The organism is Bradyrhizobium sp. SZCCT0148 (assembly GCF_018129985.1).
GTDB lineage: Bacteria > Pseudomonadota > Alphaproteobacteria > Rhizobiales > Xanthobacteraceae > Bradyrhizobium > Bradyrhizobium japonicum_H.
In genome coordinates this window covers 853,950-874,305 of sequence record NZ_JAFCKT010000001.1, presented here as the reverse complement: position 1 = coordinate 874,305, position 20,356 = coordinate 853,950, and the positions used below count along the sequence as shown (strand labels likewise).

Sequence of the window (20,356 nt, the reverse complement as noted above, 5' to 3'; positions counted from 1 at the left end):
GCCGTCGTTGAAACCAGAATCGTCCCAATCGTAACTTGTCTAGTCTAACAGACAAGTTCCCGGGGCGTTTTGATCACAGACGCGAGTCCTCGGGTGGTAACCCGACCCGGCGCAGAGATTGCGCTTTGCGGCGAGATCAGGCCTCACCCGCCCCCACCCGGTCCTCGGTCCTGATCCAGGCCATCATCATCTCCCAGGCCACCGACAGGATGATCGGTCCGATGAACAGGCCAACGATGCCGTGGGCCAGCGTGCCGCCGATCACGCCGACGAAGATCACGATGGTCGGCGTGGTCAGGCCGCGCCCCATCACGAGCGGCTTCAGCATGGTGTCGATGAAGCCGACGAGGACGAGAAACACGGTGAGCAGTAGCGCCGTGGTGACGTCCTTGGCGGTCCAGATCCAGATGATGACCGGCAGCAGCACGAGAAAGGCGCCGATCTGCACGATCGAGAGCAGAAGCACGAGGAAGGCGAGAAGGCCGGCGCTCGGCACCGCCGCGAGCTTGAAACCAATGCCGGCCAGCAGCGCCTGCACGATCGCGACGCCGATCACGCCCTGCGCCACGGCGCGGATGGTCGCACCCGCAAGCGACAGGAAATGCTCGGTCTGCTCGGGCACGATCCGAAACAGGAAGCCGCGGCTGGCCGCGACCAGCCGCGGCCCATGTGGAAACAGGAAGCCGGCCACGAACACCGAGACCAGGAACTGGAGCGTGCCGACGCCGGCATCGCCCGCGAGCGAAAGCAGCGGCCCTGCCAGCGGCTGCAGATACGGCGCCACCTCGCGCACCACCGCGCGGACGTTGGTGTAGGCCTGGTCCCAGAGCTCGTAGAGCAAGGGGCCGACCAGCGGCCATGATTTGAGCTGTTCCGGCGCGGACTGGAGCGCCAGATCGCCGGTGCCGAGCTGATGCGCCAGCTCGCGCACGCCGTCCACCGCGCTGATGCCGAGCCAGGTCGCCGGGCCAATGACAATGCCGAGCGTGATGAGGGTCAGGATCACTGCTGCGGTCTTGGGCCGGCCGCCCAGGATTTTGGCGACCCAGCTGAAGGCCGGATAGAACGCGACCGCGAGCACGCCGCTCCAGGCCAGGATCGGCACGAACGGTCGGATGATCAGGAAGGTCCAGATGATCAGCAGGGCGAGCAGGCCGAGCCGGATCACGAGCTGGATGACGTCCTCTCCAGTCAACAGCTGACGGAGACTTTTCACGGGCACGGCCTTCCCTGCAACATCAACGCAACCCCCGGTGCATGCGAGGCCTGGCGGTTATTGCCAGCAACGCATCCGGCGTCAAGACGAGCGGAACCGCCCTTGCCCTAGATTAGGAACGCATCGGACCATCCCGCATTTCAAAGACGATGACACGCCCGCCCGGAAGGTCCGATGCGATCGCGGGACTGCACCGCGGTATCCACTATTCCCTGAGGCCGAATGCCGCGCCGGGCTATTGGCTTTATGCCTATGCGGTTGGCGGCAGGGTCCGCTCCGGTCGGGTGCAAGGCAGGCTGCGGCTGCTCGCGGTCAGGCGGGTGCAGATGCGTATCGACCGGGACATGCGACACGGCAGCTGATGCCAAGCCGCTGCTTCCGCATGTCCTGCGATGGCGGCGGCCGGCTTGGCTAACGCCCGTTAACCGGATTTCCCCGCGCCGGTTTACGCCACTGCAAACGCCGATGACTACCGTGGGCCGAGGTCAACAAGAACCATCCCGTGCAAATGGCCAACAGCATCTGGACGATCGAAGAATTCACCTGTGCAGGTTGCGGCATGAACTACACCGCGACCAGGGAAGAGCACAGCGAGGCCCACACAGGCAGCTTCAAATGCAGCATCTGCAGCGGCATGGTGCACACCTGGTCCGGCAAGCATCATTTCTTCGGCTGGCAGGCCGTGAAGACCAGGCCGCCCGTGTTCGGCAGGCGCTGGGCCGGCGTCGAATGGTAGGCTGAGCGCGGCACCTCCGACCGTCATTGCAGCCTGCATGAACTGCGGCTTTTGCTACTCTGCGGCATCAGTTAGATTCTCCGTCCCTCAACTGAAGCCGATGGCCAATGTCCGCTCCCTTCGTTCCCCAGATCGCCCTTTACCGCAACTGGCTCGCCGAGCATCGGGGCCTCACGTTTGCTGATTACGAGGACATGCGGCGATGGTCGGTGCGCGATCTCGACGGCTTCTGGCGCAGCATCTGGGACTATTACGATCTGCAATCGCCGACGCCATTTGCGGCCGTGCTCGCCGAGCGCAAGATGCCGGGTGCTCTGTGGTTTCCAGGCGCGCAGGTCAACTATGCCCGGCAGGTGTTCCGGCACGTCGCGTCTGCTGATGCCGCCGGCCTGCCCGCGATCGTCAGCGCCGGTGAAGACGGCAGGCTGACAGAGACGAGTTGGCCGGACTTGCGGCGCAAGTCGGCCGCGCTCGCGCTGCACCTGAAGGACCAGGGCATCAAGCCCGGCGATCGCGTCGCGGCCTATTTGCCCAATATCCCCGAGACCATCGTCGCGTTTCTCGCAAGCGCCAGCATCGGTGCGGTCTGGAGTGTCTGCGCGCCCGACATGGCCGCGCCCGCCGTGATCGATCGCTTCAAGCAGATCGAACCCAAGGTGCTGATCGCCTGCGACGCCGTCACTTATGCCGGCCGGCGGCACGATCGCAAGGACGTCGTTGCCGAACTGCGGCGATCGCTGCCCACGGTCGAGCATGTCATCCTGCACAGCGAGACCGGTTTGCCTGCCGCATCGGAGGCTCTGCTATCCGACATCCTCGCAAGGACGAGTGTTGCGATCGATGCGTTCGAGCCGATGTGGCTGCCGTTCGATCATCCGCTCTGGATCGTCTACTCCAGCGGCACCACCGGCCTGCCCAAACCGATCGTGCACGGCCATGGCGGCATCGTCGTCGTGGTGCTGGCGCTGCTCGGCCTGCACAACGACATCGGCTGCTCCTATCACTCGAATTCGTTTGGCGAGCGCTATCACTGGTACTCATCGACCGGTTGGATCATGTGGAACAGCCAGGTCGGCGGCCTCCTCAGCGGCACCACCTGCTGCATCTTCGATGGCAGCCCCGGCGGCACAAAGGACAATCCGGACTGGACCACGCTGTGGCGCTTCGTCGCGCAGTCGAGGGCGACCTTCTTTGGCGCGGGTGCGGCATTCTTTGCCAACTGCGCCAAGGCCGAGGTCGATCAGGCCGCCGCCGGCGATCTGTCGCGGCTGCGCTGCCTCGGCTCGACGGGCTCACCGCTCAGCGCCGACACGCAAGCCTGGTTCAACGACCGCTTTGCAGCGCTGTCGAAAACCAATGGCAGTGAGGCGCAGGCCGACATCTGGTGGGCCAATATCTCCGGCGGCACCGATTTCGCGGGCGCCTTCATCGGCGGCAATCGCGAGTTGCCGCAAACGCCCGGCGCGATGCAGTGTCGCCTGCTGGGCGCGGCCGTCGAAGCCTTCAGCGAACAGGGCCGCGCCGTCACGGACGAGGTCGGCGAACTCGTCTGCACCGAGCCGATGCCCTCGATGCCGCTGTATTTCTGGAACGACAAGGACGGCGCCCGCTTTCGCGCCAGTTATTTCGAGACCTATCCGGACAATTTCGACGGCAGCGGCCGCGGGCCGGTGTGGCGGCATGGCGACTGGCTCAAGGTCAACCCTGATGGCTCCTGCATCATCTACGGCCGCAGCGATGCCACCATCAACCGCCATGGCCTGCGCATGGGCACCAGCGAGCTCTATTCCGCAATCGAGGCGCTGCCGGAGGTGCTCGACAGCCTGGTCGTCGACCTCGAATATCTCGGCCGCGACAGCTACATGCCCTTGTTCGTGGTGCTGCGCGACGGCGTCACGCTGGACGCCGCGATGCAAGCCAGGATCAACAAGGCGATCGAGACCGGCCTCTCCCGCCGCTTCCTGCCGAACGAGATCTTTGCCGTCGCCGAGATCCCGCGCACGCTCTCCGGCAAGAAGCAGGAATTGCCGATCAAGAAGCTCCTGCTCGGCCAGCCCGTCGAAAAGGTCATCAACAAGGAAGCGATGGCCAACCCCGCCTGCCTCGACTGGTACCTCGCCTTCGCGCGCGACTATCTGGCACGGCACGCGGCGTGACGCCGGATCGCCCCAATTGCGTCATTACCGTTTGGACTCCGTTCACCGATCGCCGCTAGATCAGGACGGATCCTTCGCGCCGAACAGCAGACATGGCCGATCTCAACGCCGTCCTTACCAGGCTCAACGACCGCCTGCTTCGCCTCGAGGGCGAGCTGTTCGTGCTGCGTTCGCTGGCGCGCGCCACGCTGACGGCGGGCGACGACCACGCGGCGCGCATGCGCAAGCTGGTCGAAGCCGCAAAGGTCGCGCTCGACGACGAGGCCAAGCGCCCCCTGGACAAGCCGACACGCAAATATGTCGATGCAGCTACCGCGCTGGTCGATGAATTGCTGGTCGAGCCGACCCCGGCGCGGCCGCTGTTCACGGTGATCGACGGCGGCCGGCGCGACTGAGCGCGCCCGCCCCTAGCGCGGCGATCAATTATCGCCCGTATAGGCCGGGCGGCTGGCGGCCGTTGCGGTAGCATTGACCGTCCGCGTAATTGTACGCGAAGCCGTCCGGGCAGAGCCCGCCACGTCGTTGATAGCCGTCGTAGTTTCCATAGTATTCGTGCGGCCCGGGATTCCGCGTGTAGACACCCGGCGCATGATAGCCGTTGGGATAGCAGCGGCCGTTCGAGTGGTTGAAATCATAGCCGTCCGGGCATCGTCCGCCAGGAGCAGCCCTGAACTGAACTTGCTCCACCATGGGTGCCGGCGATGCCGCGGGCACGGTTGCAAATGCCAGCAGGCCGGCCAACGCAAGCTCAATCATGACGTTTCCTCCAGATCACGGGGACAAGCCTAGCAGGATTCGCGTCCCACGAAACGATCCGGAGATTGAGACATGGCGGGTCTGAACCCTGCATGAACCGTTTAGACCGGGACGATGCGTCGTCTCCGCTGCTTGCAGGAGCTTGCCTCGCCGCCTTCAATCCGTTTTGGAATTTTCCGCCTTGAGCCGGCTGAGGCCGGCCTCGATGATCGCGATCTCCTCGTCGATCTGCCCGATCGGCAGGCTGAAATCATAGCCGGACCTGCTCTTCAGGTCGACCGCGAGCCGCTGCCTGTGCATCATCAGCTCGTCGAGCCCGCGCCGGTTCTTCAGCCGCACGTAGCTGTCGACGATCTGCTCAATGGCGCTCGGCATGAAATTTGTCCCGTCGAAATGGCACGCGCGGCGCACAAAAGGCCGGCGAGACAATTTCGGTGTCGCGGTACGCAATACAAATCCGCGACGGTTTAGTCGATACGCCAAGCTGGTTGAGATCGTGTTACCGCCGGATGAAGTCGTAATGCGCGGCATTGAAAAGGCCGCTGACGGATGCGCCAGCGGCCCAAGCCGGGTTAAAAACGGATGCGGGTTGAAATGTCGCCAGCCCCGGTAGGCGCACTCTTATCAGCCGGTCGGGTCTACCTCTGTTAAAAAAGAAACACAGGAACCGACTTGCCGGCCGCTTGCCGCCTCACCGTGGCCGCACGGCAACGCCAGCAGGGTTCCGGATAAGACGGAGCGGCTTTCAAAGCTCGTAATCAACAACAGCCTGACGCGGAGTGACGATCCATCTTGATCCCTCGCGCTTCAGTCCGTGACGCAGAAATAGGTGCGCGGATGTCCGCGGTAGGCGCCATAGCGGTGGTAGGGCCGATAAGCGTAGCCGCGATAGAGCGCCGGCGGCTCCTCGCCGTAATAGGCACCGTGATAAAAATTGGTGACCGGCCCTCCGACGCAACGATAGCCGTCCCAGGTCGGGCCCAGGAACGGGGCGACCCCGGTCTCGGGCGGCACAGCGGGGTACGGTCCGCCGGCTTGGGCCGGACAGCGCATAATCAGCGTCGCGAAAACAAGCCAGGCGCCTCGCATGCATTCGCTCCCGAGCCGTCCAATACACGTATGGAGCACCGGAAAGGCCGGCTGCGCAATCGCGGAATTCATCGCGTCCGCGACGGCACATTGTTGATAACCGGCGCAACCCCCGCGCGGGTGGTGACAGGGCGTCCGGACGTGTTATCGGGGGATGACGCAGTTGCGAAACCGGATCGGACACCCATGCGCATCACCCTCGTCGGCTCCCGCCATTTCGGCGTGACCACCCTGAACATGCTCCGGGAGCACGGCGTCTCGATCGTCCGGGTCGTCGTCGCCGATGCCGAGGATCGCCTCGCCGCGACCGCCAAGGCGTCCGGCATCGAGGTGGTGGTCCAGGCCAATCCCAAGCTTGTGGTGGCCTCTGAAATCGCTCCGGATACCGATCTGATCATCACGGCGCACAGCCACGCCCGGATCGGCCAGGACGCGCTTGCGGCCGCCAAGCTCGGCGGGATCGGCTATCACCCCTCGCTGCTGCCTCGCCACCGCGGCAAGGCGGCCGTGGAATGGACGATCAAGGAAGGCGATCCGATCGCCGGCGGCACGATTTATCATCTCGCCGACCGCATGGACGCCGGGGCCATCGCCGCCCAGGACTGGTGCTTCGTCAGGAAAGGCGAGACTGCCCGCGAGCTCTGGGAGCGCGCGCTCGCCCCGCTCGGGCTCAAATTGCTGGCCGACGTGGTCGATTATGCCAAGGTCCACAAGGCGCTTCCGTCCAAGGCTCAGGACGAGCAGTTCGCGACCTCCGCACCGAGTCTGTCCTGACGTTCATCCTTAACGTATGGCGGCCTTGATTCCGCTTCAGAAATTGGACCCTAGATCGCAAATAAACCATTGTTCACGCAGGAACAATTTTCAATTTGCATTGCAACAAATTTCCGTCACATTTCGTCCGAATAAGCGTCAGCATATCAGACAAATTCAAGGACGGAATTCATGCGTTTTGGTCGCATCGCGGCGTTCTGTGCCGCTTCAGTTTTGACCGGCACCCTCGCCGCTCCCGCCCTCGCCCAGAGCCCCTATGACGGCAACTGGCAGGTCGTCATCGTCACCAAGAGCGGTACCTGCGAGCCGACCGCAAGCTCCATGCTGACGGTTGCCGACGGCCGGATCACCGCGCCCGGCGCTAACGTTTCCGGCACCATCGGTAGCGGGGGACTTGTGAAAGTTTCGATCAATGGTGCATATGCTAACGGTCAACTCAACGGCAACGCCGGATCGGGAAAGTGGAATGGAGCATCTGCAGGCATACCGTGCAGCGGGCGATGGGAAGCATCGCGCCAATAAACCAATTGAGGCTCGCGCCCTGAGCCGCCGGCTGCTGATCGCGGCCGCGGTCTTGTTTGCGGCGGGGATCGTCACCTCCGAAAGCAAGGCTCAGTCCGGCCCGTTTGCCCCGATGGCAGGCAGCTGGAGCGGCGGCGGTGTCGTGACACTGGATGACGGCTCGACCGAGCGGATCCGCTGCAGGGCCAAATATACCCCGATCGGCCCGACCCTGGAGATGTCGCTGACTTGTGCCAGCGATGCCTACAAGTTCAACCTCGGGGCCAACGTCAAGGCCGAGGGCAGCGCCATCACCGGAAGCTGGTCCGAGGCCAGCCGCAACATCTCCGGCTCGCTCCAGGGCCGTGGCGGCGGCGGGAGCTTCGACGTGGTCGCCTCCGCAGCCGGCTTCAATGCCAACATCGCGCTGAAGACGAGCGGCAACAAGCAGACTGTCACCATGCGCGCGGACAGCCAGTTCCGCGGCGCCAACATCTCGCTGTCGCGCTAAGCTGACACAGGCACTTTACAATCGATCCGGCGCCCGCGCCGGATCGATTTTTTTATGCGCCCGGCACGAACGCCGTGACCTCGATCTCGACCTTGGCCCGCTCGTCCACGAGACCGCCGATATAGAGCAGCGTCGATGGCGGGAAATTGCGTCCGAGCGTTTCCTTCCAGGCCGCGCCGATGCCGGCACCGGCCGCCTCATATTCGCTGCGGCTGGTCAGGTACCAGGTCAGGCGGACGATGTGCTCCGGACCTGCCCCGGCCTCGCCGAGGAGCTTGATGATCCGCTTCAGCGCGGTTCCGACCTGTGCCGCCATGTCGGGCGCGTATTCGCCGGCCTCGTCGCCTCCGGTCTGGCCAGCCAGAACCACCCAGCGGCCAGGGCCTTCCGCCACGACGCCGTGAGAGAAGCCGCGGGGTTTTTTCCATTCGGCCGGCTGCAGGATCTGCATGAGCGAAGTTCTCCCGTTTTTTGTCGTTGTTCGTTGATGCCTTAGCACGTCGCCCTGCATCGCTGCATCCGCAGATTTGGCCGTTGCAAACGGCGGCGATGTCGCCGATACCGGCCATCCTTTCACATTCCCGTCCTTCACATTCCCCGCACTTGCCTTGATGAGCGCAACCCCGTCCAAAACGATGGCGGCCTTGTGGATGGCCGGCTGGCTGGCGCTGATGCTGGTCATGGCCGTCGCCGGACGCGAGACCACGCGTGAACTCAACGTCTTCCAGATCATGGAAGTGCGTTCGGTGATCGGTCTCACGCTGCTTCTGCCGTTCATCCATCGCGCTGGTGGCTTCAAGGCGGTCGCGACCAAACGCCTGCCCCAGCACCTCGCGCGCAACGGGGTGCATTATTTGGCGCAACTCGGCTGGTTCTACGCACTGACGCTGATCGGAATCGGCCAGGTGGTGGCGATCGAGTTCACGATGCCGATCTGGACCGCCGTGCTGGCTGCAACGTTCCTCTCCGAGCGCATGACGATCTGGAAGATTGCCGCCGTCGTGCTCGGCATCATCGGCGTCGTCATGATCGTGCGGCCCGCCACCAGCGAGGTCAATCCAGGTCAATTGATCGCGCTCGGCGCCGCGATCGGCTTCAGCATTTCCATGATCCTTGCGAAGTCCCTGACCCGAACCGAAAGCGCGCTGTCGATCCTGTTCTGGATGATCGTGGTGCAGATGGTGGTGGGCCTGCTGCCGACGCTCTTCGTCTGGACCTGGCCGTCGGCCTATCTCTGGGGCTGGCTGTTCGTCATCGGTGTCTGCGGCACTTTCTCGCACTATTGCCTTGCCAGCGCGCTTCGATACGCCGACGCAACGATCGTGGTTCCCATGGACTTCCTGCGGGTGCCGCTGACCGCGACCGCGGGCTGGCTGCTCTATTCCGAGCGGCTCGACACCTGGACGGTGCTGGGCGCCGTGCTGATCCTGTGCGGCAATCTCCTGAATTTGAAGCCCGCGCCCCCGGTTCCCGCCCGCGCGCAGTGAACCTCCCGCCGCCTTGCGCGACAAAACGAAGTGGCCGTGTGATTTAGATCACGTTGTGGAATCAATCCACCGTGCACATTCGGCCACACAGCAGCGGGTTGAACGCAACGGACAGCCGTTTTGGTGGCACGGGGTCGGGCACTTCGTGTACGTTCGTTGCCAATTTGTTGCTGCCTGCAATTCGATTCTGGGGATTTCAGATGCGCTATCTCACCCTCCTCGCTTCGCTGATGTGCATGGCGCTGTCGGTCAGTGCCGCGAAGGCCGACCGCCGCGTCGCATTCGTCGTCGGCAACGGCTCCTACAAGAACGTCGCGCAATTGCCGAACCCGCCGATCGACGCCAAGGCCATGGCATCGACGCTGCGCAATGTCGGCTTCGAGGTGATTGAAGGATCCAATCTCAGCCGCGACCAGATGACGGAAAAGCTGCTCGACTTTGGCCGCAAGGCGCAGGGCTCCGACATCGCACTGTTCTATTATGCCGGCCACGGCATCGCAGTCGGCGGCACCAATTACCTGCTGCCCGTCGACGCTGACATCAAGTCGGAGATGGACGTCAAGCTCGGCGCAGCCATCAACATCGACCTCACGCTCGAGCAGACCATGGGCGATGCCAAGGTCAAGCTGGTCTTCCTCGATGCCTGCCGCGACAATCCGTTCGCCGCCAAGATCAAGTCCAACTCCGCGACCCGCAGCGTCAACGTGCAGAGCGGCCTCGCCGAGATGAAGTCCGGCGAAGGCACGCTGATCGCTTTTGCCACCGGACCGGGCCAGACTGCGCTCGATGGCCAGGAGGGCAACAACAGTCCCTTCACCCGCGCGCTGATTGACAACATCACCAAGCCCGGCGTCGAGATCCAGCAGGCGATGACGTCGGTGCGTGCCCAGGTCAATGAAGAGACCCGCAAGGGTCAGCTGCCGTGGGGTCACACCAACCTGACCGGCTCGGTCTATCTCAACCAGGCTCCGATGACCCAGGTCGCCAACGCAGCACCGACCGCTTCCGGCATTGTGCCGGCGGCGAGCGGCAGCTCGGACGGCGTCGAGCTCGAATACTGGCGCTCGGTGAAGGAGTCCAACAAGCCGGAAGAGCTCAACGCTTATCTCTCGGCCTATCCGAACGGCCAGTTCAAGGCGCTGGCGCTGGCTCGCCTCGCGGCGATCAAGAGCGGCCCCTCGACCGCGACCCGCACGCTCAACGCCGGAGTCGATCCCGCAACCTTCACCGACGAGGCCACCCAGCTCACCGAGGACCAGATCGGCCTCGACAAGACCCAGCGCCGCGACGTGCAGCGCCGCCTCACCGGCCTCGGCTTCGACACCAAGCAGACCGGCGTGTTCAGCGACGAGACCCGCACCGTGCTCAAGCGGTGGCAGGCCGCGCGCGGCTACCCCTCATCGGGCTACCTCAACAAGAACCAGCACAAGGCCCTGCTCTCGGAAGTCGTGGCCGCCCCGGCGACGGCGAGCGACACCAGCCAGAAGCCGGCTCGCCGTGCCGCCACCGCTCCCCAGAGCAGTGCGCCTGCGCCGGCGCCGCAACACCGCAGCAATCCCGGCGATGCGGCCGGTGCGGCCTTCGTCGGCGGCGTCGTTGGCGGCATGATGGGCGGCATGTTCCGCCGCTGAGTGCGACGCGATCGAAGATATAAAAGCCCGGCTCGCGCCGGGCTTTTCTTTGCGCTCCTCATGGAAAGGAGGGGCACCGTCCGTGAGGAGGTTGGCTACTTCCCTGCGGCCTTGCGCAGCGCCTCGTTGATGCGATCCTGCCAACCGGGGCCGCCCTCCTGAAAGAACTCCAGCACGTCCTGGTCGATGCGCAGCGTCACCTGCTCCCGGACCCCCGGCGCCACGTTCGGCTTCGGCGGCGCGACCGCGACCTTGGCCGTCACCTTCTTGAACGCTGCCTCGGCCTCCGTCCTGGCATCGCCGAGCGTGCGCGGTCGCCTCGGTGGTTGATCCGCCATGTCCTAGATTCCCTCAAACAATGCTGTCGAAAGATACCGCTCGGAGAAGGACGGCACGATCGCCAGGATGGTCTTTCCCGTCGCTTCCGGCCGCTTGCCGATCTCGAGCGCGGCGGCGATCGCAGCGCCCGATGAGATACCGCCCGGAATGCCCTCGTGCCGCGCCAGCGCGCGCGAGGTCTCGATCGCCGTCGTCGAGTTGATCTTCACGATCTCGTCGATCACGGCGCGGTCGAGGATATCAGGGACGAAGCCTGCGCCGATGCCCTGGATCTTGTGCGGCGTATGCTGGCCGCCGGACAGCACAGGGCTTTCCTCCGGCTCGACCGCGACCACGCGAAGCGAGGCCTTGCGCGGCTTCAGCACCTGGCCGACGCCGGTGATGGTGCCGCCTGTGCCGACGCCGGCGACAAAGAAATCGATATTGCCGCCAGTGTCGTTCCAGATTTCCTCCGCGGTGGTGCGGCGGTGCACCTCGGGATTGGCGAGGTTCTTGAACTGCTGCGGCATCACCGCGTTCGGCGTCGTCTTCACCAACTCCTCGGCGGCGGCGATCGCGCCCTTCATGCCCTGCGCCGCCGGCGTCAGCACCAGCTCGGCACCGAGAAAAGCCAGCATCTTGCGCCGCTCGATCGACATCGATTCCGGCATCACCAGCTTGAGCCGGTAGCCGCGCGACGCCGCCACGAAGGCGAGCGCGATGCCGGTATTGCCGGAGGTCGGTTCGATCAGCACGGTGTCGGGCTTGACGATGCCCGCCTTCTCCATCGCGATGATCATGGCCGCGCCGATGCGGTCCTTCACGCTTGCGGCAGGATTGAAATATTCAAGTTTTGCCAGAATCGTCGCATTCACGCCGTGCATGCCGGGCAGCCGGCGCAACCGCACGGTCGGCGTATTGCCGAAGGCATCGACGATCGAGTCATAGATCCGGCCTCGGCCGGGTTGGTGCGCTGCACCCGTGGTGGACGATGCGTCCATGACGAACTCCCTGTGGCGACAATTTGCATTTCTTGCGCAAGTCATACGCAGTTACGGACAGCCTGCGACGACACGCAAGCGACAATGCGGCACATGTTAAAATTCGCTGCATCGCAAAATCGCGTGAGCTCCAATTAGCAGAAAACCAACGCAATTGTGTTGCGACCTCGCAAACTGATTCTGCTTATGTTAGACTTAGGTCTCAAAGCAGGGAGGTCACCACGATGTCAGCAGTTGCTGAAGTGATGTCGACCGTAACGCTAAGGCGTGATCCGCGTTGCAGCGAGTTGCCGGCCTGTCCCGTCTGCGCCGACTCCATGGTCGCCGCCGAAGCATCCGCCTACGTCTCCGACCACGTGATCAGCTATCTCTGGACCTGCGACAATTGCGGCTACGGCTTCGTCACCAAGCACGCCGTGAAGCATCGGATCATGTGCAATTGAACCTGGACCATGGATCTAGCGCGGGGCGATATCGCCCCTCGCCCAGTCCGCGCGCGTCCGCTGATAGAACTCGTCGAACCTTCCGTGCGCAATCGCGTCCCTGATGCCCTGCATCAGGAATTGATAATAGGCGATATTGATTTCGGACAGCAGCATCGCTCCGAGCGTCTCGCCGGCCTTGACGAGATGATGCAGATAGGCGCGCGCACAGCTGCGCGTCGACGGCCATGAGCTCTCTTCGTCGAGCGGGCGAGGATCGTCGGCATGGCGCGCGTTGCGCAAATTCACCTGGCCGAAGCGCGTGAAGGCAACGCCGTGCCGGCCATTGCGGGTCGGCATCACGCAATCGAACATGTCGATGCCGCGTTTGACGGCTTCGAGGATGTCGTCGGGCGTGCCGACGCCCATCAGATAGCGCGGGCGCTGTTTCGGCAGCAACGGTGCGGTCTCGTCGATCATCGCCAGCATCACCGCCTGCGGCTCGCCGACGGCAAGGCCGCCGATCGCATAACCATGGAAGCCGACCGCGACGAGGCCTCGCGCGCTCTCATGGCGAAGCTGCGGGATGTCGCCGCCCTGGACGATGCCGAACAGCATGTAGCCGTCGGGCGCGCTCTCGAAGGCGCGCTTTGAGCGTTCGGCCCAGCGCAGCGATAATTGCATCGCGCGCTCGATGTCGGCGCGCTCGGCCGGCAACCGCACGCACTCGTCCATCTGCATGGCGACGTCGGAGCCGAGCAAGCGCTGCACCTCGATCGAGCGCTCCGGCGACAGCTCGACCTTGGCGCCGTCGATATGCGAGCGGAAGGTGACGGCGTTCTCGGTGACCTTGCGCAGGTCCGACAGCGACATCACCTGGAAGCCGCCGGAATCCGTCAGCATCGGCCCGTTCCAGCCGGTGAATTTCTGCAGGCCGCCGAGCGCCGCGATCCGCTCGGCGGTCGGACGCAGCATCAGATGATAGGTGTTGCCGAGCACGATGTCGGCACCGGCGTCGCGCACCTCGCGCCAGTGCATACCCTTCATGGCGCCGGCGGTGCCGACCGGCATGAAGGCGGGGGTGCGCACCACGCCATGCGGCGTGGTCAGGCGCCCGGTCCGCGCGGTCCCGTCCGTGGCGAGCAACTCGAAGTGATTGGGAAGATCATTGTCGGGAGTCATAGTGCTGCTTATTGCGTGTCGGACGAAGCCGATCAACCCGCCCTCGGCGCCCCTGTGCTTCAGACTGGGACAGGACTGACGCCGATATCTGAGCCGCTGCACTTGTTAAACAAAACGATACCGTGTAGTTTACCGGTGGGGCTGGACGAACTGCCGCGGCAAATTTGCCGGCGGCGGTAGATGCGTGATCGCCAGCCACCGACAATGCCCTTCCCTTCAGGTTCGACTGACATGTCCGGCCCCTTGCCTGGCCGGAAAAGACAGGCAGGCGCACGCCTGACCGCATTTCTGGCTTTGACGTGCAGCCTGGTGCTCGGCGCCTGCACCTCCCTGCCCCGTACGCCCTACACGGCCGCGGAAGCCAGCACATCGCGCGTGCTCGATATCGACGGCCTCAGGCGCTACGCCGACGACCCCGTCAGCAAATTCAGTTTCGAGAAGGACACCGGCAACGCAACGAGGTCCTACCTGGCGCTGTCGGGCGGCGGCGCCGATGGCGCTTACGGCGTCGGCGTTCTCAACGGCTGGACCGCGACCCGAACCCGTCCCACCTTTTCCGTCGTCTCGGGCGTGAGCACCGGCGGCCTGATCGCGCCGTTCGCGTTTCTCGGTTCGCAATACGACGACACGCTGAAGGAGGTCTATACCAGCGGCATCGCCGAGAGCCTTTTGAACGATCCCAGCATCGTGCGCGTGCTGTTCGGATCCGGTCTGTTCGGCAACACACGGCTGCGCGAGTTGGTGGCACGCTATGTCGGGCCGGAGCTCATGGCGCAAGTCGCGCGCGAAAATGCCAAGGGCCGGAAGCTGCTGGTGGTGACGACCGATCTCGACACCCAGCGCACCGCGATCTGGGACATGGGCAAGATCGCCGCGGTCGGCACGCCCGAGGCGCTCAAACTGTTTCGCGACGTCATGGCCGCCTCCGCCAGTATTCCCCTGGTGTTTCCGCCGATCATGATCGACGCCGAGGGCGAGGGCCGCAAGTTTCAGGAAATGCATGTCGACGGCGGCGTGACCGCGCCGGTGCTGACGCTGCCGGAAGCCCTGCTGTTCCAGGGCAGCCGCCTACCGGGCAACGCGAAACTGGACATCTACATCCTCGTCAACAAGAAGATCGAGCGCAATTTCGAACTGGTCTCCAACGGCACCATCGACGTCGCCTCGCGCAGCCTGTCGGCGATCACCCAGTCGCAGACGCGATCGATCATCTTCTCGACTTACGATTTCGCCAAGCGCAACCGTCTCGGCTTCCACCTCTCCTACATCGCGCGCGAATACCCGGCGCCGCCCTCGGAAGGATTCGACACCGGCTACATGCGGGCGCTCTACCAGTACGGATACGACAAGGCCGCCGCCGGTCAGGCCTGGAGTTCGACGGTGCCGTGAGGCGGAACGAGGCCTCGGCGAAACCGTTGATGGTACGGCCAATTCGGCCAAATTCGCCATGACGCCCCGGCTCCTGCGCGATATAGAACGACTGTCAGAAACGCGCAGGAATCAGCGGGCATGGGATTGACTGCGACCAGGACAAAACCGGCTGCGCCGCGGCGCGAGATGCCGAAATCCCGTGGCGGCCGGCCGACGAAAACCGCCGCCATCGAGCGCGACCAACGGCTGATCGAAGTCGCCACCCGCCTGTTCCTGGACCGCGGCTTCGATGCCACGTCGCTCGACGCGGTCGCGGAAGCGGCCCGGGTCAGCAAGCCCACCGTCTATGCCCGCTACGGCGACAAGCGCGGCCTGTTTGCCGCCGTGCTGAGGCGCGAGATCGCGCGCTGGCTTGCGCCGCTGTCGGCGGCCGCCGAGACACAGCTCTCCAGCGCCTCCGACATCTCGGTCGAGCAGCGCCTGGTCGAGATCGGGCGCGAGATGCTGACATTCACATGCGGACCCGACGCCGTCGCGTTCAGCCGCATGATGACGTCGCAGGCGATCAACTTCCCAGATGTCGCCAAGCTCGGCAAGGAGGAAGGCTGGCTGAAGGCTGTCGACGCCACCGCGCGCTTCTTCGACCGTCTGGTGGCACAGGGCGCGCTCGACATCGAGGACACCACCATCGCAGCCGAGGTTTTTCTCGACGTGGTCGTGGGTCACACCCACCGCTTGGCGACGTTCGGCACGGCGCTCGAGATGAAGCCCGCCGAAAAGCGCATGCGCACGGCCATCAAGCTGTTTCTCGCCGGTGCGCTTGGACCTGCCGACCGCATCCAGGGCACGACCAAAAGCGCGTCGCGGCGACGCCCTTCGCGCTGACAATTCCGTGAGACGGCCCGCTTTCCGCGACCGGACCCGCCTGCGCCGTTGACCGAAATAAAACGATACGGTATGGTTTAGTTATAGGCGATACGGACCGCTTTTTTCACCAGCCCCAAAGGTGGTCCATACCGCTAGATCGCCGTGCCGGGTACAGCCCGCCCACGACGTTCCGCGGCCGGCCGACGCCCAAGGCCGGCCGCGAATTTCTTTAACGATCATCCGGCAGACTCGCTGGCCGAGGCTTCGAGCATGACGACCGCCAAACGACATATCTCGCGATGGCTTGCGACCGCCCTGTCAGCGATCCTCATCGCCGCACCGGCCCGGGCGATCGTCTCCGCGGGCGCGCCGACCGCACTTCACAGCGACGCGGATAACGATGCCGAGGCCGAACGCCGGGCCATCAGCCGCGAGATCGAGCGCTTCCGCAGCTCATCGATCTCGATCAGCCAGGCGATGTCGATTGCCGAAGGCCGGCACGCCGGCGCCACCACGGCTGATGTGAGTTTCGACGGCGCCGCGGGGGTCCCGGTGTATCGGGTGAAGACCCTGCACAACGACCGAATCTGGCGCCACACCATCAATGCGACGACCGGCGAACTGGTCGGCGGCGAAGCCGCCCTTCCCCTCGCCGAGCTCGACCATGAGGACCGCGACAACCTCGCAGCGCTCGGTGCGATCAGGCACCGGCTCGCCGAGGCCGTGCGCGTCGCTGAACGCGCCGCCTCCGGCAAGGCGATCAGCGGCGGGCTGGTGCGCGAACGCGGCCGGCTCAATTTTTCGATCGTCGTCGTCAGCGGCGACGACCTCAAGGAGGTCACCCTCGAGCCGCCGGGCGCCAAGTGACGGGTGTCCGGCCCCCGGCATCGACCGGGGAGAAAGGGCATTGACGGGCGCAAGACTCTCCCGCATAAGTCGCCGCCATGTTCACGACCACCAAACGCACGACCAAAACCACCACGGCCTCAGGGGCCCGGGGAGGCGTGCGCGCGTAGTCGTCGACTAGACCGCAATCCATCTACCGAAGCCCCGCCCATGATGGTCCGGGGCTTTTTTGTTGTCTGAATTTCAAACGCAATGGAGGACAAAGTGAGTAACGATCCCGTCGTCGCGATTGTCGGCGTCACCGGTGCGGTGGGCGCCGAATTCATCGCCACCATGGACAAGCGCGGCTTTCGCGTCGGCAAGCTGAAGGCGCTGGCCAGCGCCCGCTCGGCCGGCAAGACGGTGTCGTTCCGCGGCCAGCCGGTCGTGATCGAGGAGCTCAATGAGCGCTCGTTCGAAGGCGTCAATATCGCGCTGTTCTCCGCCGGCGGCAGCATCTCCAGGAAGTATGCGCCGATCGCGGTCAAGTCGGGCGCGGTCGTGGTCGACAATTCCTCCGCCTTCCGCATGGACCCGAACGTGCCGCTGGTGATCCCCGAGATCAACGCGAACCGGATTCGCGACCACAAGGGCATCATCGCCAACCCGAACTGCGCCGCCATCACCGCGCTGGTGCCGTTGTGGCCGATCCATCAGAAGAACCGGATCAAGCGCGTCATCATCTCGACCTACCAGGCCGCGTCCGGCGCCGGCGCGGCCGCGATGGACGAGCTGGTCGAATCCACCCGCGCCAATCTCAACGGGCAGGTCTATACGCCGAAGGTGATGCCGCATCCCTACGCCTTCAATCTCTTCAACCACAACACCGCCATCGACCCCGAGACCGGCTACAACGACGAAGAGACCAAGGTCATCAAGGAAACCCGCAAGATCTTCGAGGACGAGACGATCGCCATCGGCGTCACCTGCGTGCGCGTGCCGGTGCTGCGCGCCCATTGCGAGGCCATTACCTTCGAATGCGAGAAGCCGATCAGCGAGGACCAGGTCCGCAGCCTGATGGCGCAGGCGCCCGGCGTGAAGGTCATCGACGACCGTGTGAAGAACTACTTCCCGATGCCGATCGACGCCTCGGGCCAGGACGACGTCCTCGTCGGCCGCATCCGCAAGGATCTGAGCGATCCCTCAGGCCATTCGATCTCGATGTTCGTCGCGGCGGATCAATTGCTCAAGGGCGCGGCGCTGAACGCGGTGCAGATCGCCGAGCTGTTGCCGCAGCGGGTGATGGCATAACCGGGTCTCGTAGGGTGGGCAATGGCGCGCAAGCGCCGTGCCCACCACTCTCGCTCTTATTCAAAAAAGACGTGGGCACGCTTCGCTTTGCCCGCCCTAAAGTGCCGCTCGAAACAACAGGCACGCATCGCCATAGGAATAGAACCGATATCCGTTCGCGATCGCATGCGCATAGGCCCGCTGCATCGTCTCCAGCCCGGAAAACGCCGACACCAGCATGAACAGCGTCGACTTCGGCAAATGGAAATTCGTCATCAAAATATCGACCGCGCGGAAGCGATAGCCGGGCGTGATGAAGATCGAGGTCTCGGCCGCGAACGGCTGGATCGTGCCGTCCTCGCTGGCGGCGCTTTCAAGCAGCCGTAGGGATGTCGTGCCGACGGCGACGATGCGGCCGCCGTTCTTCCGCGCGCTGTTGAGCCGCTCCGCCGTCTCGGCCGAGATCGTGCCCCACTCGGCATGCATCTTGTGGCCTTCGGTGTCGTCCACCTTCACCGGGAGGAACGTCCCTGCCCCGACATGCAGCGTCACGCGGTTGATGCCGACGCCGCGGTCACGCATCGCCTGCTCCAGCGCCGGGGTGAAGTGCAGGCCCGCGGTCGGCGCCGCGACCGCGCCTTCGTTCGCCGCGAACATGGTCTGGTAATCGGCGAGGTCCTGCTCGTCGGGCGTGCGCTTGGAGGCGATGTAGGGCGGCAGCGGCGGACTGCCGAGATCGGCGATGGCTTGGTCGAGCGCCGGGCCGTGGAACGAGAACGACAGCGTCACTTCGCCGTCTTCGCCCTTGGCCTCGACCTCGGCATCGAGATGGCCGAGCAGGCAGACCTTGCCCTCATTGCCGAAGCGGACGCGGTCGCCGGCCGCGAGCTTCTTTGCCGGCTTGACCAGCGCCTGCCAGCGCGAGCCGTCGAGCCGCTTGATCAGCGTCGCCTCGATCTTCGGCTCGGTCTCGCGGCCGATACGGCGGCCTTTCAGCTGCGCCGCGATCACTTTGGTGTCGTTGACGACGAGCTGGTCGCCCGGCTGCAGCCATTGTGCGAGGTCGGCGATGGTCTGGTCGCGCAGCGCGCCGTTCTGCACGACCAGCATCTTCGCGGAGTCGCGCGGGCTCGCCGGGCGCAACGCTATGCGCTCGGCGGGCAGATCGAAATCGAAAAGATCGGTGCGCATGTCCAGCTTCTGTCATCGCCCGCCTCGTGCGCACTTGCGCACTGGGGCGGGCGATCAGTACTCACGATCGTAGTCGTAACCACTGTCGGTGGTTACGGGATGCCCCGCCTGCGGGGGCACGACACCGACAAAGCCGGCTTATGCCGCGTCCACGGCCATCCGCGCCTTGACGATCTTGTCGGGGTTCTGCACCGGCTCGCCGCGCTTGATCTTGTCGACGTTCTCCATGCCCTCGGTGACCTTGCCCCACACCGTGTACTGGTTGTCGAGGAAGCGGGCGTCGTCGAAGCAGATGAAGAACTGGCTGTCGCCGGAATCCGGGCTGGCGGCGCGCGCCATCGAGGTGGTGCCGCGCACGTGCGGCTCCTTGTTGAACTCAGCCTTCAGCTTCTGGCCCGAGCCGCCGGTGCCGGTGCCTTGGGGGCAGCCGGTCTGCGCCATGAAGCCGTCGATCACGCGATGGAACACGATGCCGTCGTAGAAACCCTCGCGAACCAGTTCCTTGATGCGCGCGACATGGCCGGGCGCGAGATCAGGCCGCATCTCGATGGTGACGGGGCCCTGCGTGGTCTCGAGGATCAGGGTGTTTTCGGTGGCGCTCATGCTCGTCTCTCTTGTGTTGGTGGTGAAGTCTTGTCGGGTGACGTTTTGCGGCTGCGGAACTGGATCGCGAATGGACGTCCCGCGGCAGCGCCCGCCATTGCATCGGTAAATGGCATCGGCGTGCAGCGTTGCAACGCCTCCATCACCGCGATCCGGTATTGCAGCCGGTCATTGTCGGAGGCCTCCACGGATTCATAAGAGATCCTCGGATGGCCCAGAATGTCGCCGGACCGGTTAAAGCTCACGACGACGGTGATGTCGAGTGGGCGGGCCTTGGCGGCCGGCGGCGGTTTCCAGCAGGTGCGCAGATGCCGGAATAGGTCCTGGATGGTGTTGACCTGCCCACCCTCGGCGGCCGCACCGGACAGGCCGAACAGCAGCAATGCGGCAACCAGCAGGAGCTTGTCGCCGCAGCGCGCCATCGTCCTC

25 protein-coding genes are annotated in these 20,356 nt (G+C 64.5%); 14 read left to right on the top strand and 11 right to left on the bottom strand.

Going from position 1 to position 20,356, the window contains the following annotated elements; all coding sequences use genetic code 11:
* Nucleotides 1–136: 136 nt before the first annotated feature.
* Complete coding sequence (locus JQ580_RS04210) at nt 137–1,222, bottom strand: AI-2E family transporter (protein ID WP_212278442.1); 1,086 nt, start codon at nt 1,220–1,222, stop codon at nt 137–139.
* A gap of 143 nt (nt 1,223–1,365) precedes the next feature.
* Between JQ580_RS04210 and JQ580_RS04205 the strand changes: the two genes are divergently transcribed.
* From JQ580_RS04205 to JQ580_RS04190, 4 genes are all read left to right on the top strand, one after another.
* The gene (locus JQ580_RS04205) at nt 1,366–1,578 is read left to right on the top strand and encodes a hypothetical protein (RefSeq protein WP_212278441.1); all 213 of its coding nucleotides are present in this window, start codon (nt 1,366–1,368) and stop codon (nt 1,576–1,578) included.
* 146 nt (nt 1,579–1,724) lie between these two features.
* On the top strand, nt 1,725–1,952 hold the full coding sequence (locus tag JQ580_RS04200) for a hypothetical protein (protein WP_212278440.1): 228 nt from the start codon (nt 1,725–1,727) through the stop codon (nt 1,950–1,952).
* A 107-nt stretch (nt 1,953–2,059) separates the two neighbouring features.
* Entirely contained in the window at nt 2,060–4,108 is a 2,049-nt protein-coding gene (locus tag JQ580_RS04195) for an acetoacetate--CoA ligase (RefSeq protein ID WP_212278439.1), read from the top strand.
* A gap of 92 nt (nt 4,109–4,200) precedes the next feature.
* Nucleotides 4,201–4,503 carry a hypothetical protein gene (locus tag JQ580_RS04190; protein ID WP_024342748.1) on the top strand — a complete coding sequence of 101 codons (303 nt, stop codon included), beginning with the start codon at nt 4,201–4,203 and terminating at the stop codon, nt 4,501–4,503.
* A 28-nt stretch (nt 4,504–4,531) separates the two neighbouring features.
* Here JQ580_RS04190 and JQ580_RS04185 read toward each other — a convergent pair whose 3' ends face one another.
* The 3 genes from JQ580_RS04185 to JQ580_RS04175 all read right to left on the bottom strand — a co-directional run bounded on the left by JQ580_RS04185 (nt 4,532) and on the right by JQ580_RS04175 (nt 5,953).
* A complete protein-coding gene (locus JQ580_RS04185) occupies nt 4,532–4,864 on the bottom strand; it encodes a hypothetical protein (protein WP_212278438.1) in 333 nt (110 codons plus the stop codon).
* 156 nt (nt 4,865–5,020) lie between these two features.
* On the bottom strand, nt 5,021–5,239 hold the full coding sequence (locus tag JQ580_RS04180) for a hypothetical protein (protein ID WP_212278437.1): 219 nt from the start codon (nt 5,237–5,239) through the stop codon (nt 5,021–5,023).
* A gap of 432 nt (nt 5,240–5,671) precedes the next feature.
* A complete protein-coding gene (locus JQ580_RS04175) occupies nt 5,672–5,953 on the bottom strand; it encodes a hypothetical protein (protein ID WP_212278436.1) in 282 nt (93 codons plus the stop codon).
* 186 nt (nt 5,954–6,139) lie between these two features.
* Between JQ580_RS04175 and JQ580_RS04170 the strand changes: the two genes are divergently transcribed.
* From JQ580_RS04170 to JQ580_RS04160, 3 genes are all read left to right on the top strand, one after another.
* Nucleotides 6,140–6,727, top strand: coding sequence for a formyltransferase family protein (locus JQ580_RS04170; protein WP_212278435.1), 588 nt, complete (start codon nt 6,140–6,142; stop codon nt 6,725–6,727).
* A 171-nt stretch (nt 6,728–6,898) separates the two neighbouring features.
* Nucleotides 6,899–7,249 carry a hypothetical protein gene (locus tag JQ580_RS04165; RefSeq protein WP_080670293.1) on the top strand — a complete coding sequence of 117 codons (351 nt, stop codon included), beginning with the start codon at nt 6,899–6,901 and terminating at the stop codon, nt 7,247–7,249.
* Entirely contained in the window at nt 7,194–7,739 is a 546-nt protein-coding gene (locus JQ580_RS04160; RefSeq protein ID WP_212278434.1) for a hypothetical protein, read from the top strand. The genes JQ580_RS04165 and JQ580_RS04160 overlap by 56 nt, the downstream gene beginning before the upstream one ends.
* A gap of 52 nt (nt 7,740–7,791) precedes the next feature.
* Here the strand turns inward: JQ580_RS04160 and JQ580_RS04155 are convergent, their stop codons facing one another.
* On the bottom strand, nt 7,792–8,190 hold the full coding sequence (locus tag JQ580_RS04155) for a RidA family protein (protein ID WP_212278433.1): 399 nt from the start codon (nt 8,188–8,190) through the stop codon (nt 7,792–7,794).
* A gap of 160 nt (nt 8,191–8,350) precedes the next feature.
* Between JQ580_RS04155 and JQ580_RS04150 the strand changes: the two genes are divergently transcribed.
* Together JQ580_RS04150 and JQ580_RS04145 are read left to right on the top strand one after the other, a co-directional pair.
* Nucleotides 8,351–9,226 (top strand): DMT family transporter, encoded by an 876-nt coding sequence (locus JQ580_RS04150; RefSeq protein ID WP_212278432.1) that lies wholly within the window; start codon nt 8,351–8,353, stop codon nt 9,224–9,226.
* 200 nt (nt 9,227–9,426) lie between these two features.
* The gene (locus JQ580_RS04145) at nt 9,427–10,857 is read left to right on the top strand and encodes a caspase family protein (RefSeq protein ID WP_212278431.1); all 1,431 of its coding nucleotides are present in this window, start codon (nt 9,427–9,429) and stop codon (nt 10,855–10,857) included.
* Between the two features lie 95 nt (nt 10,858–10,952).
* Here the strand turns inward: JQ580_RS04145 and JQ580_RS04140 are convergent, their stop codons facing one another.
* Together JQ580_RS04140 and cysK are read right to left on the bottom strand one after the other, a co-directional pair.
* On the bottom strand, nt 10,953–11,195 hold the full coding sequence (locus tag JQ580_RS04140; RefSeq protein ID WP_106950541.1) for a BrnA antitoxin family protein: 243 nt from the start codon (nt 11,193–11,195) through the stop codon (nt 10,953–10,955).
* A gap of 3 nt (nt 11,196–11,198) precedes the next feature.
* Nucleotides 11,199–12,176: a cysteine synthase A gene (cysK, locus tag JQ580_RS04135; RefSeq protein WP_212278430.1), complete on the bottom strand. Its 978-nt coding sequence runs from the start codon at nt 12,174–12,176 to the stop codon at nt 11,199–11,201.
* 224 nt (nt 12,177–12,400) lie between these two features.
* Here cysK and JQ580_RS04130 point away from each other — a divergent pair, with 224 nt between their 5' ends.
* Complete coding sequence (locus JQ580_RS04130; RefSeq protein ID WP_212278429.1) at nt 12,401–12,619, top strand: hypothetical protein; 219 nt, start codon at nt 12,401–12,403, stop codon at nt 12,617–12,619.
* Nucleotides 12,620–12,634: 15 nt separating this feature from the next.
* Here JQ580_RS04130 and tgt read toward each other — a convergent pair whose 3' ends face one another.
* Nucleotides 12,635–13,780, bottom strand: a complete 1,146-nt coding sequence (gene tgt / locus JQ580_RS04125) for a tRNA guanosine(34) transglycosylase Tgt (RefSeq protein ID WP_212278428.1) — start codon at nt 13,778–13,780, stop codon at nt 12,635–12,637.
* 231 nt (nt 13,781–14,011) lie between these two features.
* Here tgt and JQ580_RS04120 point away from each other — a divergent pair, with 231 nt between their 5' ends.
* The 4 genes from JQ580_RS04120 to JQ580_RS04105 all read left to right on the top strand — a co-directional run bounded on the left by JQ580_RS04120 (nt 14,012) and on the right by JQ580_RS04105 (nt 18,154).
* Nucleotides 14,012–15,169: a patatin-like phospholipase family protein gene (locus JQ580_RS04120; protein WP_249133918.1), complete on the top strand. Its 1,158-nt coding sequence runs from the start codon at nt 14,012–14,014 to the stop codon at nt 15,167–15,169.
* Between the two features lie 120 nt (nt 15,170–15,289).
* Entirely contained in the window at nt 15,290–16,036 is a 747-nt protein-coding gene (locus JQ580_RS04115) for a TetR/AcrR family transcriptional regulator (RefSeq protein WP_212278426.1), read from the top strand.
* Nucleotides 16,037–16,288: 252 nt separating this feature from the next.
* Nucleotides 16,289–16,885, top strand: coding sequence for a PepSY domain-containing protein (locus tag JQ580_RS04110; protein WP_212278425.1), 597 nt, complete (start codon nt 16,289–16,291; stop codon nt 16,883–16,885).
* Between the two features lie 231 nt (nt 16,886–17,116).
* Nucleotides 17,117–18,154 (top strand): aspartate-semialdehyde dehydrogenase, encoded by a 1,038-nt coding sequence (locus JQ580_RS04105; RefSeq protein ID WP_212278424.1) that lies wholly within the window; start codon nt 17,117–17,119, stop codon nt 18,152–18,154.
* Nucleotides 18,155–18,250: 96 nt separating this feature from the next.
* On the opposite strand, the gene queA is transcribed toward JQ580_RS04105, so the two are convergent.
* The 3 genes from queA to JQ580_RS04090 all read right to left on the bottom strand — a co-directional run bounded on the left by queA (nt 18,251) and on the right by JQ580_RS04090 (nt 20,349).
* Entirely contained in the window at nt 18,251–19,324 is a 1,074-nt protein-coding gene (gene queA, locus JQ580_RS04100; protein WP_212278423.1) for a tRNA preQ1(34) S-adenosylmethionine ribosyltransferase-isomerase QueA, read from the bottom strand.
* A gap of 138 nt (nt 19,325–19,462) precedes the next feature.
* Nucleotides 19,463–19,927, bottom strand: a complete 465-nt coding sequence (locus tag JQ580_RS04095) for a peptidylprolyl isomerase (RefSeq protein ID WP_212278422.1) — start codon at nt 19,925–19,927, stop codon at nt 19,463–19,465.
* Nucleotides 19,924–20,349 carry a hypothetical protein gene (locus tag JQ580_RS04090; protein WP_212278421.1) on the bottom strand — a complete coding sequence of 142 codons (426 nt, stop codon included), beginning with the start codon at nt 20,347–20,349 and terminating at the stop codon, nt 19,924–19,926. The genes JQ580_RS04095 and JQ580_RS04090 overlap by 4 nt, the downstream gene beginning before the upstream one ends.
* Between the last annotated feature and the right edge of the window lie 7 nt (nt 20,350–20,356).

Bases quoted from the DNA above. Each gene is read 5' to 3' on its own strand.
- JQ580_RS04180 (WP_212278437.1), bottom strand. From the start codon at position 5,239: ATGCCGAGCGCCATTGAGCAGATCGTCGACAGCTACGTGCGGCTGAAG.
- JQ580_RS04140 (WP_106950541.1), bottom strand. From the start codon at position 11,195: ATGGCGGATCAACCACCGAGGCGACCGCGCACGCTCGGCGATGCCAGG.
- JQ580_RS04175 (WP_212278436.1), bottom strand. From the start codon at position 5,953: ATGCGAGGCGCCTGGCTTGTTTTCGCGACGCTGATTATGCGCTGTCCG.
- JQ580_RS04205 (WP_212278441.1), top strand. From the start codon at position 1,366: ATGACACGCCCGCCCGGAAGGTCCGATGCGATCGCGGGACTGCACCGC.
- JQ580_RS04120 (WP_249133918.1), top strand. From the start codon at position 14,012: ATGTCCGGCCCCTTGCCTGGCCGGAAAAGACAGGCAGGCGCACGCCTG.
- JQ580_RS04190 (WP_024342748.1), top strand. From the start codon at position 4,201: ATGGCCGATCTCAACGCCGTCCTTACCAGGCTCAACGACCGCCTGCTT.
- JQ580_RS04090 (WP_212278421.1), bottom strand. From the start codon at position 20,349: ATGGCGCGCTGCGGCGACAAGCTCCTGCTGGTTGCCGCATTGCTGCTG.
- JQ580_RS04195 (WP_212278439.1), top strand. From the start codon at position 2,060: ATGTCCGCTCCCTTCGTTCCCCAGATCGCCCTTTACCGCAACTGGCTC.
- JQ580_RS04160 (WP_212278434.1), top strand. From the start codon at position 7,194: ATGGAGCATCTGCAGGCATACCGTGCAGCGGGCGATGGGAAGCATCGC.
- JQ580_RS04200 (WP_212278440.1), top strand. From the start codon at position 1,725: ATGGCCAACAGCATCTGGACGATCGAAGAATTCACCTGTGCAGGTTGC.
- queA (WP_212278423.1), bottom strand. From the start codon at position 19,324: ATGCGCACCGATCTTTTCGATTTCGATCTGCCCGCCGAGCGCATAGCG.
- cysK (WP_212278430.1), bottom strand. From the start codon at position 12,176: ATGGACGCATCGTCCACCACGGGTGCAGCGCACCAACCCGGCCGAGGC.
- JQ580_RS04115 (WP_212278426.1), top strand. From the start codon at position 15,290: ATGGGATTGACTGCGACCAGGACAAAACCGGCTGCGCCGCGGCGCGAG.
- JQ580_RS04170 (WP_212278435.1), top strand. From the start codon at position 6,140: ATGCGCATCACCCTCGTCGGCTCCCGCCATTTCGGCGTGACCACCCTG.
- JQ580_RS04105 (WP_212278424.1), top strand. From the start codon at position 17,117: ATGGAGGACAAAGTGAGTAACGATCCCGTCGTCGCGATTGTCGGCGTC.
- JQ580_RS04185 (WP_212278438.1), bottom strand. From the start codon at position 4,864: ATGATTGAGCTTGCGTTGGCCGGCCTGCTGGCATTTGCAACCGTGCCC.
- JQ580_RS04145 (WP_212278431.1), top strand. From the start codon at position 9,427: ATGCGCTATCTCACCCTCCTCGCTTCGCTGATGTGCATGGCGCTGTCG.
- JQ580_RS04155 (WP_212278433.1), bottom strand. From the start codon at position 8,190: ATGCAGATCCTGCAGCCGGCCGAATGGAAAAAACCCCGCGGCTTCTCT.
- tgt (WP_212278428.1), bottom strand. From the start codon at position 13,780: ATGACTCCCGACAATGATCTTCCCAATCACTTCGAGTTGCTCGCCACG.
- JQ580_RS04150 (WP_212278432.1), top strand. From the start codon at position 8,351: ATGAGCGCAACCCCGTCCAAAACGATGGCGGCCTTGTGGATGGCCGGC.
- JQ580_RS04130 (WP_212278429.1), top strand. From the start codon at position 12,401: ATGTCAGCAGTTGCTGAAGTGATGTCGACCGTAACGCTAAGGCGTGAT.
- JQ580_RS04095 (WP_212278422.1), bottom strand. From the start codon at position 19,927: ATGAGCGCCACCGAAAACACCCTGATCCTCGAGACCACGCAGGGCCCC.
- JQ580_RS04165 (WP_080670293.1), top strand. From the start codon at position 6,899: ATGCGTTTTGGTCGCATCGCGGCGTTCTGTGCCGCTTCAGTTTTGACC.
- JQ580_RS04110 (WP_212278425.1), top strand. From the start codon at position 16,289: ATGACGACCGCCAAACGACATATCTCGCGATGGCTTGCGACCGCCCTG.